This is a genomic window from Pseudomonas sp. Irchel 3F6, assembly GCF_900187595.1.
Classification (GTDB): Bacteria; Pseudomonadota; Gammaproteobacteria; order Pseudomonadales; family Pseudomonadaceae; genus Aquipseudomonas; species Aquipseudomonas siliginis.
In genome coordinates, this window is the sequence record NZ_FYDP01000004.1 from 79263 (window position 1) to 94693 (window position 15431).

Annotated in this window: 13 protein-coding genes; 10 read left to right on the forward strand and 3 right to left on the reverse strand. The window is 61.2% G+C overall.

All coding sequences use genetic code 11. From position 1 onward, the window contains the following. Nucleotides 1-285: 285 nt before the first annotated feature. The gene (gene aspA / locus CKW30_RS14840) at nt 286-1710 is read right to left on the reverse strand and encodes an aspartate ammonia-lyase (protein ID WP_016772472.1); all 1425 of its coding nucleotides are present in this window, start codon (nt 1708-1710) and stop codon (nt 286-288) included. A 180-nt stretch (nt 1711-1890) separates the two neighbouring features. Between aspA and CKW30_RS14845 the strand changes: the two genes are divergently transcribed. From CKW30_RS14845 to CKW30_RS14865, 5 genes are all read left to right on the forward strand, one after another. Then, nucleotides 1891-2799, forward strand: a complete 909-nt coding sequence (locus CKW30_RS14845; protein WP_024014837.1) for a LysR substrate-binding domain-containing protein — start codon at nt 1891-1893, stop codon at nt 2797-2799. Between the two features lie 335 nt (nt 2800-3134). Continuing rightward, nucleotides 3135-3626, forward strand: a complete 492-nt coding sequence (purE, locus tag CKW30_RS14850) for a 5-(carboxyamino)imidazole ribonucleotide mutase (RefSeq protein ID WP_007920220.1) — start codon at nt 3135-3137, stop codon at nt 3624-3626. 10 nt (nt 3627-3636) lie between these two features. After that, nucleotides 3637-4719, forward strand: a complete 1083-nt coding sequence (locus CKW30_RS14855; RefSeq protein ID WP_041476593.1) for a 5-(carboxyamino)imidazole ribonucleotide synthase — start codon at nt 3637-3639, stop codon at nt 4717-4719. Between the two features lie 111 nt (nt 4720-4830). Continuing rightward, nucleotides 4831-5076, forward strand: a complete 246-nt coding sequence (locus CKW30_RS14860) for a GlsB/YeaQ/YmgE family stress response membrane protein (RefSeq protein WP_016772475.1) — start codon at nt 4831-4833, stop codon at nt 5074-5076. A 93-nt stretch (nt 5077-5169) separates the two neighbouring features. After that, nucleotides 5170-5706 (forward strand): DUF3299 domain-containing protein, encoded by a 537-nt coding sequence (locus tag CKW30_RS14865; protein ID WP_056790934.1) that lies wholly within the window; start codon nt 5170-5172, stop codon nt 5704-5706. 232 nt (nt 5707-5938) lie between these two features. On the opposite strand, the gene CKW30_RS14870 is transcribed toward CKW30_RS14865, so the two are convergent. Together CKW30_RS14870 and CKW30_RS14875 are read right to left on the reverse strand one after the other, a co-directional pair. Next, nucleotides 5939-6838, reverse strand: coding sequence for a D-hexose-6-phosphate mutarotase (locus tag CKW30_RS14870; protein WP_095181213.1), 900 nt, complete (start codon nt 6836-6838; stop codon nt 5939-5941). Nucleotides 6839-6895: 57 nt separating this feature from the next. Further along, nucleotides 6896-7300: an acyl-CoA thioesterase gene (locus CKW30_RS14875; RefSeq protein ID WP_003229628.1), complete on the reverse strand. Its 405-nt coding sequence runs from the start codon at nt 7298-7300 to the stop codon at nt 6896-6898. A 377-nt stretch (nt 7301-7677) separates the two neighbouring features. On the opposite strand from CKW30_RS14875, the gene CKW30_RS14880 reads away from it, so the two are divergent. The 5 genes from CKW30_RS14880 (at nt 7678) to pstB (ending at nt 15417) form a co-directional block, all read left to right on the forward strand. Then, nucleotides 7678-8976, forward strand: a complete 1299-nt coding sequence (locus CKW30_RS14880) for an MFS transporter (RefSeq protein ID WP_016772479.1) — start codon at nt 7678-7680, stop codon at nt 8974-8976. Between the two features lie 240 nt (nt 8977-9216). Continuing rightward, entirely contained in the window at nt 9217-10215 is a 999-nt protein-coding gene (locus tag CKW30_RS14885) for a phosphate ABC transporter substrate-binding protein PstS (RefSeq protein WP_016772480.1), read from the forward strand. A gap of 252 nt (nt 10216-10467) precedes the next feature. Then, the gene (locus CKW30_RS14890; protein ID WP_024014834.1) at nt 10468-12753 is read left to right on the forward strand and encodes an ABC transporter permease subunit; all 2286 of its coding nucleotides are present in this window, start codon (nt 10468-10470) and stop codon (nt 12751-12753) included. 16 nt (nt 12754-12769) lie between these two features. Beyond that, nucleotides 12770-14440, forward strand: coding sequence for a phosphate ABC transporter permease PstA (gene pstA / locus CKW30_RS14895; RefSeq protein WP_016772481.1), 1671 nt, complete (start codon nt 12770-12772; stop codon nt 14438-14440). Between the two features lie 143 nt (nt 14441-14583). Further along, complete coding sequence (gene pstB / locus CKW30_RS14900; RefSeq protein ID WP_041476597.1) at nt 14584-15417, forward strand: phosphate ABC transporter ATP-binding protein PstB; 834 nt, start codon at nt 14584-14586, stop codon at nt 15415-15417. Nucleotides 15418-15431 lie beyond the last annotated feature (14 nt).

Here is a 15431-nt window from a genome sequence, read left to right on the forward strand (position 1 = left end):
ACCGATCAGTGGCGCGCCCGTCTGCACGGTAGTGGTGCAAGCGACGAAACGAGGTTGCTGCAAATCAAAAGATCGCAGCCTTCGGCAGCTCCTACAGGTGCACGTCAATCCTGTAGGAGCTGCCGAAGGCTGCGATCTTGGCGGTATCGAATACACAAAGCATCTAACGTCCTGCCCGCAAAGAAGTTAAAAAAAAGGGCTCGGGGACAAAATCCCCAAGCCCTCAAAAGGTGAGAGGTGTCTAGTCCCTCGACCTGGTGAGCGGTGCTACAAGTTCGCGTCGGCTCAGGCTTTGAGCGGAACCAGACGCGGGGCAATCATGTTTTCCGGGCGCAGGATGTCGGCGAGCATGGCTTCGTCGAGCAGACCTTCTTCGCGCACCAGTTCCAGCACGCCGCGGCCGCTTTCGAGAGCGATACGGGCGATGCGGGTGGCGTTTTTGTAGCCGATGTACGGGTTCAGTGCGGTGACCAGACCGATCGAGTGCTCGACCAGTTCACGGCAGCGCGCTTCGTTGGCGGTGATGCCGACGATGCAGTGCTCGCGCAGCATGTCCATGGCACGTTGCAGCAGGCGGATCGAGTCGAGGATCTTGAAAGCGATCAGCGGCTCCATCACGTTCAGTTGCAGCTGGCCGCCCTCGGCTGCCATGGTCAGCGCCAGATCGTTACCGATGACCTGGAACGCGACCTGGTTCACGGCTTCCGGGATCACCGGGTTGACCTTGCCGGGCATGATCGAGCTGCCTGGCTGACGCGCCGGCAGGTTGATCTCATTGATGCCGGTGCGTGGGCCGCTGGACAGCAGGCGCAGGTCGTTGCAGATCTTCGACAGCTTGACCGCGGTGCGCTTGAGCATGCCGGAAAACAGCACGAAGGCGCCCATGTCGGAGGTCGCTTCGATCAGGTCGGCGGCCGGTACCAGCGGTTGTCCGCTGATCAATGCCAGACGTTGAACAGCCAGCGCCTGATAACGCGGGTCGGCGTTGATGCCGGTGCCGATCGCGGTGCCGCCGAGGTTGACTTCGGTCAGCAATTCCGGGGCCAGCGTCTTCAGGCGCGCGAGGTCTTCGCCCATAGTGGTGGCGAAGGCGCGGAATTCCTGGCCGAGGGTCATCGGCACGGCGTCTTGCAGCTGGGTACGGCCCATTTTCAGGACGTGGTCGAACTCTTTGCCCTTGGCCGCGAAGGCCTGGATCAGGCTGTCGAGACTGGCCAGCAGCGCGTCGTGACCGAGCAGCAGACCCAGACGGATCGCCGTCGGGTAGGCGTCGTTGGTCGACTGCGCCATGTTCACGTCGTCGTTCGGGTGCAGGTACTGGTACTCGCCTTTCTCGTGGCCCATCGCTTCCAGAGCAATGTTGGCGATCACTTCGTTGGCGTTCATGTTGGTGGAGGTGCCGGCGCCACCTTGAATCATGTCGACCACGAACTCTTCGTGGTAATCGCCGCGGATCAATCGCGCACAGGCTTCGCTGATGGCAGCGTGCTTGGCTTCGCTCAGGTGACCCAGCTCGCGGTTGGCGTCAGCGGCGGCCTGTTTGACCATCGCCAGGCCCACAACCAGTTTCGGGTAATGCGAAATCGGAACGCCCGAGAGGCGGAAGTTGTTCACCGCTCGCAGGGTCTGGATGCCGTAATACGCATGGGCCGGTACTTCGAGGGCGCCAAGCAGGTCGGTTTCTGTGCGGAAAGATGCAGCGGAGGACATGATAGAAATCATCTCGATAAGGACCCGGTCTGTGCCGGAACGCTGCGAATGCTAGGCTTGTGGGGATTTTTGGGCCAATGCTGTTCAGCACTGCCCTATGCACATTCGGCATAATGCCCGTGTGACGCCGCCTGTGCGGCAGACGTGTGACCTGTTTTGGTGCGTGTCCGGGAGGACGTGATGAATCTGGAAAGCAAATGGCTCGAGGACTTCAGTGCCCTGGCCGCCACCCGCAGCTTCTCTCAGGCGGCCGAACGGCGCTTCGTGACCCAGCCGGCATTCAGTCGGCGGATCCGCAGCCTCGAAGCGGCGCTGGGGCTGACTCTGGTCAATCGCTCGCGCACGCCGGTCGAACTGACGGCGGCGGGGCAGTTGTTTCTGGTGACTGCGCGCACCGTGGTCGAACAACTAGGTGAAGTGCTGCGCCACCTGCATCATCTGGAAGGCGGGCAGGGCGAGGTCATGCAAGTCGCAGCGGCGCACTCGCTGGCGCTAGGCTTTTTCCCGCGCTGGATCGCCCAGTTGCGCAACGAAGGGCTGAACATCGCCACACGGCTGGTGGCGACCAACGTTGGCGACGCCGTGCACGCTTTGCGTGAAGGTGGCTGCGATCTGATGCTGGCGTTCTACGACCCGGATTCGGCGATGCAGATGGACCCGGAGATTTTCCCGTCGCTGCACTTGGGCCAGACCGAGATGCTGCCGGTGTGCGCGGCAGATCTGGATGGCAAACCATTGTTCGATCTGGAAGGCGAGGCGAGTGTGCCGTTGCTGGCTTACAGCGCCGGGGCGTTTCTTGGGCGTTCGGTGAACGGCTTGCTGCGCCAGCGCCAGTTGCGCTTCACCACGATCTACGAAACCGCGATGGCCGACAGCCTGAAAAGCATGGCCCTGGAAGGCCTCGGCATTGCCTGGGTGCCGCAACTGAGCGTACGCGCCGAACTGGCTCGCGGTGAACTGGTGGTGTGCGGCGGCCCGCAATGGCATGTGCCGCTGGAGATCCGCCTGTACCGCTGCGCCCTGGTGCGCAAGGCCAACGTGCGGTTGCTTTGGCGAAAACTAGAAGGTGGCGCCGCACAAAGCGCTTGAAGCTGATGAAGATCGAATGTGGGAGCGAGCCTGCTCGCGAACGCGGAGTTTCAGGCGCTGAGGTATCGTCTGACGCAACGCTTTCGCGAGCAGGCTCGCTCCCACAGGGGGATTTTTGCGGTGTTCTTTCGCTGACCTCTAGGTCAATAAAACCGGGCGTTTCGCTCATTTGACAGATGGTCGTTTCGGGGGCTGTTTATTGCTTTCTTTGCGGTATACTGCGCGGCCTTCGGCCGGCACGTCCGGCCATTTTTCGTACAATCAAGCCACGCAACCTGCGTGGCTTGTTGTTTTATGACGCGCCTGCGGGCGCTCCAGAGAGAAGAGGCGCGACGATGAGTGCACTGGTTGGCGTGATCATGGGCTCCAAGTCCGATTGGTCCACCCTTAGCCACACCGCCGATATGCTGGAAAAGCTCGGCATCCCGTACGAGGTCAAGGTGGTCTCTGCCCACCGCACCCCGGATCTGCTGTTCCAGTACGCCGAAGAGGCTGAAAGCCGCGGCATCGAGGTGATCATCGCCGGTGCCGGTGGCGCAGCCCACTTGCCAGGCATGTGTGCGGCCAAGACCCACCTGCCGGTGCTGGGCGTGCCGGTGCAGTCGGCCATGCTCTCGGGCGTCGATTCGCTGCTGTCGATCGTGCAGATGCCAGCTGGCATTCCGGTTGCCACCCTGGCTATCGGCAAGGCCGGCGCAATCAACGCCGCCCTGCTCTCGGCGAGCATCCTCGGCGCCAAGCACCCGCAATTTCACGCGGTACTGAAAACCTTCCGTGCCGAGCAGACAGACAGCGTCCTGGACAATCCAGACCCACGTATTGCCTGAGGTTGTTGAGATGAAGATCGGTGTAATCGGTGGCGGCCAGTTGGGTCGCATGTTGGCCCTGGCGGGCACTCCGCTGGGCATGAACTTCGCTTTCCTCGACCCTGCGCCGGACGCCTGTGCGGCCGCGCTGGGCGAACACCTGCGGGCCGATTACGGCGATCAGGATCATCTGCGCCAACTGGCCGATGAAGTCGATCTGGTGACCTTCGAATTCGAAAGCGTCCCGGCCGAAACCGTGGCGTTTCTTTCGCAATTCGTGCCGGTCTACCCGAGCGCCGAAGCCCTGCGCATTGCTCGTGACCGCTGGTTCGAAAAGAGCATGTTCAAAGACCTCGGCATTCCGACCCCGGCCTTCGCCGACATCCAGTCGCAAGCCGACCTGGATGCCGCCGTCGCTTCCATCGGTCTGCCGGCCGTGCTGAAAACCCGCACCCTGGGTTACGACGGCAAGGGCCAGAAAGTCCTGCGCAAACCGGAAGACGTAGCGGGTACTTTCGCCGAACTGGGCAGCGTTGCCTGCCTGCTGGAAGGCTTCGTGCCATTCACCGGCGAAGTGTCGCTGATCGCCGTGCGTGCCCGCGATGGTGAAACGAAGTTCTATCCGCTGGTGCACAACACCCACGACAGCGGCATCCTCAAGCTGTCGGTGGCCAGCACCGATCACCCGCTGCAGGCGCTGGCGGAAGATTATTCCAGTCGCGTGCTCAAACACCTCGACTACGTCGGCGTGATGGCTTTTGAGTTTTTCGAAGTCGACGGTGGCCTCAAAGCCAACGAAATCGCCCCGCGCGTGCACAACTCCGGGCACTGGACCACCGAAGGTGCCGAGTGCAGCCAGTTCGAAAACCACCTGCGCGCCGTGGCTGGCCTGCCGCTGGGTTCGACCGCCAAGGTCGGCGAGAGCGCGATGCTCAACTTCATCGGCGTAGTGCCGCCGGTGGAAAAAGTCATCGCCATCGAAGACTGCCACCTGCATCACTACGGCAAAGCTTTCAAGGCCGGACGCAAGGTCGGCCACGCCAACCTGCGCTGCGCCGACATGGCCACGCTGCAAGCGCAGATCATCAAGGTCGAAGCGCTGATCGCCGAGTAAACCAGTTTCATGTGGCCGCGGCGGAACCATTCAGGGGCCGCCGTTCTCTCATGGCAGGATGCGAAACACTGGCTAGTCTTTCGCATATCTTCCAAATCAGAGGGAAATGCCATGGGAATTATCGGAACCATCTTTATCGGCTTGATCGTCGGCCTGCTGGCTCGGTTCCTGAAACCGGGCGATGACAGCATGGGCTGGATCATGACCATCCTGCTCGGTATCGGCGGTTCGCTGGCGGCCACCTACGGCGGCCAGGCTCTGGGCATCTATCAGGCGGGCGAGGGCGCGGGTTTCCTCGGCGCACTGGTCGGCGCTGTGGTGTTGCTGGTGATCTACGGTCTGATCAAAAAGAACTGATCGAAAGCGACAAAGCCCTCTCGGCCAGCGCGGCCGGGAGGGCTAGAATGCGCGGCGACTCACCGTCCATTCCTTTGCCTGCCGAGCACCTTCATGCGCCGTCTTCTGTTGACTCTCCTCTTGCTGGGCAGCTATCTCGCCCACGCCGGCGAACTGCCGGAAACCGACTGGCTGGAACTGATGCCCAAGTCGGATCAAAAGGCCCTTGAGGCCATGCCGGAAATCGACCACAACTCCCCCGAAGCCACCGGCACCTTCACCGAGAAGGGCGGGATGAAGCAGGCCAAAGGTCTGCCAGCGGTGATGTATTCGACGAAAACCGTAGCGTCGATGAACGACAAACACATCCGCATCGGCGGATACCCGGTGCCGCTTGAGTCGGATGCCAAGGGCCGCAGCACGCTGTTCTTCCTTGTGCCGTATCCGGGCGCCTGCATCCACGTGCCGCCACCACCGCCGAATCAACTGGTGCTGGTGCGGTATCCAAAAGGGTTGAAGCTGGAGGACATCTACACGCCGCTGTGGGTGACCGGCACGCTGAAAATCGAGAAGGTCAGCAATGACCTGGCGGATGCAGCGTATGCGCTGGAGGCGGAGAAGGTGCGGGTGGTGCAAGAGGCTGACCTCTAAAGCGCGCCGCACATAAATTTGGGAGCGAGCCTTTGTGGTGAGGGGATTTATCTGTGGTGAAGGGATTTATCTGTGGTGAAGGGATTTATCTGTGGCGAGGGGATTTATCCCCGCTGGACTGCGCAGCAGGCCCCAGCTTTTGATTTAAAAAAAAGCGGGGGCCGCTTCGCGACCCAGCGGGGATAAATCCCCTCGCCACGGGGCTCTTTGCCCTTTTGTATTGCGCTAGAGCTTAGAACGGCGTAGCGGCTACGCTGACACCCATGGTATGGCTCGCACCCGGCGCCAGGGTCACCAGATCATCCATCACATTCGCCGTTTCGATGCACAGCATGCGCAGCCAGCCATCGTTGTCCATGTCCGGCAGTGCGGCGGCGCGGTCGATCCACGGGTTCCAGATCACCGCAGTGCGCGAGCCGGTAGAGGTCAGCACAATGCGTCGTTCCCAGGTCGGATCAACGATGCTCAATTGCGGCGGAACGTCGAGGTAGATGCGGTCGGTCTCGCCGGCGAAATGCAGATCGCCGCTCTGGCTGGCCGTGTTCCAGTCGTCCAGGGTCTCGATGTATTTCAGCCCGGCCACGCCGTCGACATGCACATTACGCACGTCACTCACGGCGAAATAGGTGTGCAGCGCCTGACTCAGCTTGACGCTGTCAGTCCCCCGGTTATGGCTGGTCAGACTGTATTGCAGTTGATCCGCCAGATGCAGGGTCAGGGTCAGATCGACTTCGTGGGGCCAGCCCGGCAGGCCACCTTCCGGGTAGGGCAGCTTGAATTCGACCTTGATGCCGTCAGCCTCTGATTCGATGTTGCCCAACTCCCAGTCCATCGCCCGCACCAGACCGTGCGCGGGGGCCGGCTGCTCGCCGGTATACATGGCCTGCACGCTGCTCGGGTTGCGTTCGAATTTGCCAAACCACGGCCAGCACACCGGCACGCCGGCGCGGATGCTCTTGCCGGTCTTGAACTCGGCCTTGTCGTTGAGCCAGATGATCGGCGGCTGGCCGTCGATCTGATAACTGAGGATGTGCGCGCCTTGCTGGGCCACCAGCACTTCGGCCTTGCCGTGGCGGATGCGCCAGCAGTTCAGTTCATCCTGTTTCACGGCTTCAACGTTGGGCGTGTTCATGGGCAACTCTCGATCAGACACTGGGGACGACTATCGACCGCAAAACGGTCGCGAGGTTTAACGCGCGCGTGGCGGCACCGAACGGGTGCGACCGCTGCCGTCGATGGCGACGAAAACGAAAACCGCTTCGGTGACCTTGCGCCATTCGCTGGAGAGTGGGTCATCGCTCCACACTTCGACCATCATCTGGATCGAGCTGCGGCCGATTTCCAGGGTCTGGGTATAAAAGGACAACTGCGCGCCGACCGCGACCGGGACGAGGAACGCCATGCGGTCGATGGCGACAGTGGCAACGCGGCCACCGGCCACCCGGCTGGCCATGGCGGTGCCGGCCAGATCCATCTGCGCGACCAGCCAGCCGCCGAAAATATCGCCAAAGCCGTTGGTTTCGCGGGGAAGTGCGGTGATTTGCAGGGCCAGGTCGCCCTGTGGGATCGGATCTTCTTGTTCGAGCTCTATCATGCCGAGGGGCCTCTGACCCGTGACTCTTCGTGGGTATTGCGGGTGGTAGCCGTCTTCAAGAAAAACGATTCAACACCGAACACACTGCGTTCGTCACGTTTTCCATCAGGCGCCTAAAGGGAAACTCTGCGAAAAAGGCTAAATCCCGAGCAAAGGACGGGCCAACAACGTTTTCGCACAGCAACCTCTTACAAATCCTGCGCAGGTGGCGAGTATATCGGTCGATAGACCCCGCGACGACCACCCGGTTCTGATTTCGACCGTCAATTACGCGCCTCTATGTGCTTTTTCGAACAATTTGCTATGGTGCCGAACCTGTCCAAGCCACCGCCAGCGTTGTTGTGGCGACAGATTCGACTATAAGAGAAGCCCTTGCCATGACCACAGCGCCTTCGAGCCTCGCGCAGCCCGAGCAACCCGCACGACCGTTGACCCGCAATGACTACAAGACTCTGTCGCTGTCCGCCCTCGGCGGGGCGCTGGAGTTCTACGATTTCATCATCTTCGTTTTCTTCGCCACCGTCGTCGGCAAGCTGTTCTTCCCGGCCGACATGCCCGAGTGGCTGCGCTTGATGCAGACCTTCGGCATCTTCGCCGCCGGCTATCTGGCACGTCCTTTGGGCGGCATCGTCATGGCGCACTTCGGTGACCTGCTGGGGCGCAAGAAGATGTTCACCCTGAGCATTTTCATGATGGCGGTGCCAACGCTGATCATGGGCCTGCTGCCGACCTACGCGCAGATCGGTATCTGGGCGCCGATCCTGTTGCTGCTGATGCGGGTGATCCAGGGCGCCGCTATTGGCGGTGAGGTGCCGGGGGCGTGGGTCTTCGTTTCCGAACACGTACCGCAAAAGCACATCGGTTATGCCTGCGGCACGCTCACCAGCGGGCTGACTGCCGGCATCCTCCTCGGCTCGCTGGTCGCCACTGCGATCAACAGCATTTATACGCCAGCCGAAGTGTCGGATTACGCCTGGCGGATCCCGTTCCTGCTCGGCGGCGTCTTCGGCCTGTTCTCGGTGTACCTGCGCCGCTGGCTGCACGAGACACCGGTGTTCGCCGAACTGCAATTGCGCAAGGCACTGGCCGAAGAAGTGCCGTTGCGCGCGGTGCTGCGTGACCATCGCGGCGCCATCGCGATTTCGATGCTGCTGACCTGGCTGCTCTCGGCTGGCGTCGTCGTAGTGATCCTGATGACCCCGACCGTGCTGCAAACGGTCTACCACTTCTCGCCGACCACGGCGCTGCAGGCCAACAGCCTGGCCATCGTCTTCCTCAGCCTCGGCTGCATTGGCGCTGGCGCGCTGGCCGATCGCTTCGGCGCCGGTCGCGTCTTTGTCTTTGGCTGCCTCGGTCTGCTGATCAGCTCCTGGACCTTCTACCACAGCCTCGCCGACCACCCGGACTGGTTGTTCCCGCTGTACGCATTGACCGGCTTGCTGGTCGGCACCATCGGCGCGGTGCCGTACGTGATGGTCAAAGCGTTCCCGCCGGTGGTTCGCTTCAGTGGCCTGTCGTTCTCGTACAACGTCGCGTACGCGATCTTCGGTGGCCTGACGCCAATGGTGGTGAGCCTGCTGCTGAAGGAAAGCGCGATGGGGCCGGCTTACTATGTGGCAGTGCTGTGCGGGATGGGGATTCTGGTCGGGGCGTGGCTCTGGAAGAAGGGGCGTTGATTTTCTCTCCCGCCTGATCGTTCCCACGCTCCGCGTGGGAATGCATCCTGTGACGCTCCGCGTCACGTCTCAAATGCGGACGCAGAGCGTCCATGGCGGCGTTCCCACGCAGAGCGTGGGAACGATCTGTCGCGACATGCTGGCCTTTCATCCAATTGTCATATTTCAGCCATAGAGTGTTCACATGGCCTGCTGATACTTGGCCCCGACTTAACACACCCTATCTGCTAGGAGTAAGGCATGAAACTGAAGCGTTTGATGGCGGCAATGACTTTTGTCGCTGCTGGCGTTGCGACTGCCAACGCGTTCGCCGCTGTTGACCCTGCTATCCCGAGCTACACCAAGACCACTGGTGTGTCGGGCAACCTGTCCAGCGTCGGTTCCGATACCCTGGCCAACCTCATGACCCTGTGGGCCGAGAACTACAAAAAAGAATACCCGAACGTCAACATCCAGATTCAGGCTGCCGGTTCTTCCACCGCGCCACCTGCACTCACCGAAGGCACCGCCAACCTGGGCCCGATGAGCCGCAAGATGAAGGACAACGAGCTGCAGGCTTTCGAGCAGAAGTACGGCTACAAGCCGACGGCGATCCCGGTTGCCGTGGATGCTCTGGCCGTGTTCGTGCACAAGGACAACCCGATCAAGCACCTGACCATGGCTCAGGTCGATGCGATTTTCTCCTCGACGCGCCTGTGCGGTGCCAAAGCTGACGTCAAGACCTGGGGTGACCTGGGCGTGACCGGTGACCTGGCCAACAAGCCGGTCCAGCTGTTCGGCCGTAACTCGGTGTCCGGCACCTACGGCTACTTCAAGGAAGAAGCCCTGTGCAAAGGTGACTACAAGCCAAACGTCAACGAACAACCAGGTTCGGCGTCGGTGGTGCAGTCGATCAGCAGCTCGCTTAACGGCGTCGGCTACTCGGGCATCGGCTACAAAACTGCCAGCGTGAAAACTGTAGCCCTGGCCAAGAAAGAAGGCGGCGAGTTCATCGAAGACACCGAAGAAAACGCCCTGAACGGCAAGTATCCGCTGTCGCGCTTCCTCTACGTTTACGTCAACAAAGCCCCGAACAAGCCTCTGGCCCCGCTGGAAGCCGAGTTCGTGAAGCTGGTGCTGTCGAAGCAGGGCCAGGAAGTGGTAGTGAAAGACGGCTACATCCCGCTGCCAGCCAAGGTTGCTGCCAAAGCACTGGCTGACCTCGGTCTGCAAGAAGGCGGCGCTGTCGCCAAGAAGTAACACCGCAGATCCGGGGCAACCCCCCGGACCTGCTGGAACCGTGTAGGAGCTGACGAGTGAAACGAGGCTGCGATCTTTTGATCTGGCCTCTGATCGCAAGATCAAAAGATCGCAGCCTCGGTTCCCTCGACAGCTCCTGCACAGTTTTCACAACCTCGAATTCTCGACTCCGCTGCCGGACTTCCGGCTGGCGGATTTGCTGCGTCACTGCACTGTCATCTTTCTGTCATACAGGATCGCTAGGGTGTGCGCATGAATGATCTGGCCAATTCCCCAATGACTACGTCTTCCCCTCCCAAGCGCATTGATTTCAATACGCCTGAGCTGCAACGCAAGCGCCGCATTCGCGCGCTCAAGGATCGCTTCACCCGTTGGTACGTCCTCGTCGGCGGCCTGGCGGTGCTCGCGGCCATCACCCTGATCTTCTTCTTCCTCGCCTACGTCGTTGCGCCACTGTTTCAAGGCGCCGACCTGACCGCGAAAGACTCGATCACCCCGGCCTGGATGCAGGACGCGGGCAAGCCGCTGATGATCTCGCTCGAGGAGCAGAATCAGGTGGCCATGCGTGTATCCGACAAGGGCCAGGCGCTGTTTTTCGATCTCGACAGTGGCGCTGAATTGAGGCGTGTCGATCTGCCGCTGCCTGCGGGCGCCACTGTGACGTCTATTGGCGAAGACCAGCCGGGTCATCCGCTGGTGGCCGTGGGTCTGTCCAACGGTCAGGCGCTGGTGTTCCGTCATACCTATAAAGTCAGCTATCCCGATGGCAAGAAAACCATCAGCCCGGCCATCGAATATCCCTATGGCGAAGCACCGATCGCGCTGAACGAAAGCGGCGGCGCGCTGGAGCATGTCAGCCTCAATGCCACCGATTCGACCCTGATGCTGGTCGGCTCCACTGGCTCGCAACTCAATGTGCTGTCGCTGACCAGCGAAGAAAACATGATGACCGGCGAAGTCACCAACGAGCAGACGCGCATCGATCTGCCGCAGATGACCGAGCCGGTGAAAAACATCTTCGTCGACCCGCGCCAGCAGTGGCTGTACGTGGTCAACGGTCGTGCTCAGGCCGACGTGTTCAGCCTGCGCGACAAGAGCCTCAACGGGCGCTACAAACTGCTGGAAAATGCCGACGCCCAAGTCACCGCCACCGCGCAACTGGTCGGCGGTATCTCGCTGATCGTCGGCGATTCCAAGGGCGGTCTGGCCCAGTGGTTCATGGCTCGCGATACCGATGGCGAGCAGCGTCTGAAGCAGATCCGCACCTTCCAGATGGGCACCACGCCGATCGTTGAAATCGCTGCCGAAGAGCGCCGCAAAGGCTTCCTCGCCCTCGATGCCAGCGGCAAGCTCGGCGTGTTCCACAGCACCGCACACCGCACGTTGCTGGTCGATCAGGTGGTTGAAGGCCAGGGCCTGTTCGGTCTGTCGCCGCGCGCCAACCGAGTGATCGTCGAAGCCGGCGGCAAGCTGCAGCCGTTGCTGCTCGACAACCCGCACCCGGAAGTATCGTGGAGCGCGCTGTGGAGCAAGGTCTGGTACGAGAACTACGACGAGCCTAAATACGTCTGGCAATCGACCGCCGCCAACACCGATTTCGAACCGAAACTGAGCCTCTCGCCGCTGACCTTCGGCACTCTGAAGGCCGCGTTCTACGCCATGCTGCTGGCCGCGCCACTGGCCGTCGCTGCGGCGATCTACACCGCTTACTTCATGGCCCCGGGCATGCGCCGCAAGGTCAAACCGGTGATCGAGCTGATGGAAGCGATGCCGACGGTGATCCTCGGTTTCTTCGCCGGTCTGTTCTTGGCTCCATATGTAGAAGGGCATCTGCCGGGCATCTTCAGCCTGCTGATGTTGCTGCCGATCGGCATTCTGGTCGCCGGTTTCACCTTCAGCCGCCTGCCCGAGTCGATCCGCCTGAAAGTCCCGGACGGCTGGGAAAGTGCGCTGCTGATTCCGGTGATCCTGTTTGTGGGCTGGCTCTCGCTGTACATGAGCCCGTTCATGGAGAACTGGTTCTTCGGCGGCGACATGCGCATGTGGATCTCCCATGACCTGGGCATCACCTACGACCAGCGCAACGCTCTGGTGGTCGGTCTGGCCATGGGTTTCGCGGTGATCCCGAACATCTACTCGATCGCCGAAGACGCCGTGTTCAGTGTGCCGCGCGGCCTGACCCTGGGTTCGCTGGCCTTGGGTGCGACGCCGTGGCAGACCATGACCCGCGTGGTGATCCTGACCGCCAGCCCGGGCATTTTCTCGGCGCTGATGATCGGCATGGGCCGTGCGGTCGGCGAAACCATGATCGTGCTGATGGCCACCGGCAACACCCCGGTGATGGAGATGAACCTGTTCGAAGGCCTGCGCACCCTGGCCGCCAACGTCGCGGTGGAAATGCCCGAGTCGGAAGTCGGCGGCAGCCACTACCGCGTGCTGTTCCTCTCGGCGCTGGTGCTGCTGTTGTTCACCTTCGTCATGAACACCCTGGCAGAACTGATTCGTCAGCGTCTGCGCAAGAAATACTCGTCGCTTTAAGCAAAGGTAGAAGTCTGTGAAACAGAACTCCCTGAAAGGATGGTTCAAGAGCGGCGCCCCGGGCGTCTGGATCAGCGGTGGCGCGGTGTCCATCGCGGTCATCATGACCATTGGCCTGTTGGCGGTGATTGCCGTGCGCGGTCTCGGTCACTTCTGGCCGGCGGACCTGATCCACGCGCATTACGACGTACCGGGCCAGGCCAATCACCTGGTGATCGGCGAAGTGGTGCAGAAAGAAGAAGTGCCGCGCGCGCGTCTGAAGAGCGCCGGTCTGCCGGTGCCGGACGAAGGTCCGGAATTCATGACCCGCGAGCTGATCAAGGTCGGCAACCGTGACCTGAACGGCAACGACTTCACCTGGATCGTCGGCGAGTGGCTGACCAAGCAGACCACGCCGCCCGAGCTGATGGCGATCGAGCGTCGCGAGTGGGGCAACTTCTACGGCTATTTGGTCAACGTCAAACAGGATGGCAAGGTCATCGCCGAAGGCGAGGCCGCATGGCCTGAACTGCAAGCGCGCATCGACCGTGTGAACGATCTTGCGGCTCAACTGAAAACGCTGGAAAAAACCGACATCGGCGCGATCAATGCCGGCCTCGAACGCATCCGACTGCATGGGCGCAAATTGGAGCTGGAAGGCAAACTCGACGCCACCGCACAAGCGGACATGGAGTCCGAGCGCGCCGAGCTGGACGCGCGCTACAAAGACATCGAAGCACGTCTGTCTGATTTGCATGCACAGTTCAACCGCGACGCCTTGACCGCCCGTGACGCCAACGGCAAGGAAATCGAAATCGGTCTGGGCAAAGTGGTTCACGCTTACCAGCCGAACGGCATGAGTACCTTGACCAAGGTCGGCTTCTACTTCAGCAAGATCTGGGAATTCCTCTCGGACGACCCGCGTGAAGCGAACACCGAAGGCGGGATCTTCCCGGCGATCTTCGGCACCGTAATGATGACCCTGATCATGGCGATGATCGTTACACCGTTCGGCGTGCTGGCAGCGGTGTACCTGCGCGAATATGCCAAGCAGAACACCCTGACTCGCGTCATTCGTATCGCGGTGAACAACCTCGCCGGCGTACCGGCGATCGTTTACGGCGTGTTCGGCCTGGGCTTTTTCGTTTACGTGCTGGGTGGCTCGGTCGACCGCTTGTTCTTCCCTGAAGCACTGCCGGCACCGACCTTCGGCACGCCGGGCCTGCTCTGGGCCTCGCTGACCCTGGCGCTGCTGGCAGTGCCGGTGGTGATTGTGGCGACCGAAGAAGGTCTGGCGCGGATTCCTCGTACCGTGCGTGAAGGCTCGTTGGCCCTCGGCGCGACCAAAGCGGAAACGCTGTGGAAAATCGTTATCCCGATGGCCAGCCCGGCCATGATGACCGGCATGATCCTCGCCGTCGCCCGTGCCGCCGGTGAAGTGGCGCCGCTGATGCTGGTGGGTGTGGTGAAACTGGCGCCGTCGCTGCCGGTGGACGGCAACTACCCGTACCTGCACCTGGACCAGAAGATCATGCACCTGGGCTTCCACATCTATGACGTCGGCTTCCAGAGCCCCAACGTCGAAGCAGCCCGCCCGCTGGTGTACGCCACCGCGCTGCTGCTGGTGCTGGTGATCGCGACGCTGAACCTGTCGGCGGTGTATATCCGCAACCACCTGCGCGAAAAATACAAAGCACTGGATAGCTGATTTTGCAGCACTGATTTTTATGTGGGAGCGAGCCTGCTCGCGAAGGCATCACCGCGGTTTCATAGACAAACCGCAGCGCCTGAATCGCGAGCAGGCTCACTCCTACAAAACCGAACCGAATTTGTTAGCACAGGGAGCCTCCCATGCAGCACGAAACACACAGCCACGGCATCAACATGTCTGCCTTGGGCCGCGACAAGCAGAGCCTCAACCTGGCGCAGGAAACCGTTGCCATCGAAGTGCCGGGCCTGAGCCTGTACTACGGCGACAAACAGGCACTGTTCGACGTCAGCATGAACATCCCGAAGCAGCGTGTGACCGCGTTCATCGGCCCGTCCGGCTGCGGTAAGTCGACGCTGCTGCGTACCTTCAACCGGATGAACGATCTGGTCGACGGCTGCCGTGTCGAGGGCGCGATCAACCTGTACGGCAACAACATCTATCGCAAGGGCGAAGACGTTGCCGAACTGCGTCGTCGCGTCGGCATGGTGTTCCAGAAGCCCAACCCGTTCCCGAAGACCATCTACGAAAACGTGGTCTATGGCCTGCGCATCCAGGGCATCAACAAGAAGCGCATCCTCGACGAAGCCGTTGAATGGGCGTTGAAAGGCGCAGCACTGTGGGACGAGGTCAAAGACCGCCTGCACGACTCGGCGCTTGGCCTGTCCGGTGGTCAGCAACAGCGTCTGGTGATCGCGCGCACCATCGCGGTCGAGCCGGAAGTGCTGCTGCTCGACGAACCTTGCTCCGCTCTCGACCCGATCTCGACGCTGAAAGTCGAAGAGCTGATCTACGAGCTGAAGTCCAAGTTCACCATCGTCATCGTTACCCACAACATGCAACAGGCGGCACGGGTGTCCGACTACACCGCGTTCATGTACATGGGCAAACTGGTGGAATTCGGCGACACCGATACTCTGTTCACCAATCCGGCGAAGAAGCAGACCGAAGACTACATCACCGGTCGCTATGGCTGATTGCAGCAGCGGCA

Coding starts and splice junctions, on each gene's coding strand:
- aspA (WP_016772472.1), bottom strand. CDS start 1,710: ATGTCCTCCGCTGCATCTTTCCGCACAGAAACCGACCTGCTTGGCGCC.
- CKW30_RS14845 (WP_024014837.1), top strand. CDS start 1,891: ATGAATCTGGAAAGCAAATGGCTCGAGGACTTCAGTGCCCTGGCCGCC.
- purE (WP_007920220.1), top strand. CDS start 3,135: ATGAGTGCACTGGTTGGCGTGATCATGGGCTCCAAGTCCGATTGGTCC.
- CKW30_RS14855 (WP_041476593.1), top strand. CDS start 3,637: ATGAAGATCGGTGTAATCGGTGGCGGCCAGTTGGGTCGCATGTTGGCC.
- CKW30_RS14860 (WP_016772475.1), top strand. CDS start 4,831: ATGGGAATTATCGGAACCATCTTTATCGGCTTGATCGTCGGCCTGCTG.
- CKW30_RS14865 (WP_056790934.1), top strand. CDS start 5,170: ATGCGCCGTCTTCTGTTGACTCTCCTCTTGCTGGGCAGCTATCTCGCC.
- CKW30_RS14870 (WP_095181213.1), bottom strand. CDS start 6,838: ATGAACACGCCCAACGTTGAAGCCGTGAAACAGGATGAACTGAACTGC.
- CKW30_RS14875 (WP_003229628.1), bottom strand. CDS start 7,300: ATGATAGAGCTCGAACAAGAAGATCCGATCCCACAGGGCGACCTGGCC.
- CKW30_RS14880 (WP_016772479.1), top strand. CDS start 7,678: ATGACCACAGCGCCTTCGAGCCTCGCGCAGCCCGAGCAACCCGCACGA.
- CKW30_RS14885 (WP_016772480.1), top strand. CDS start 9,217: ATGAAACTGAAGCGTTTGATGGCGGCAATGACTTTTGTCGCTGCTGGC.
- CKW30_RS14890 (WP_024014834.1), top strand. CDS start 10,468: ATGAATGATCTGGCCAATTCCCCAATGACTACGTCTTCCCCTCCCAAG.
- pstB (WP_041476597.1), top strand. CDS start 14,584: ATGCAGCACGAAACACACAGCCACGGCATCAACATGTCTGCCTTGGGC.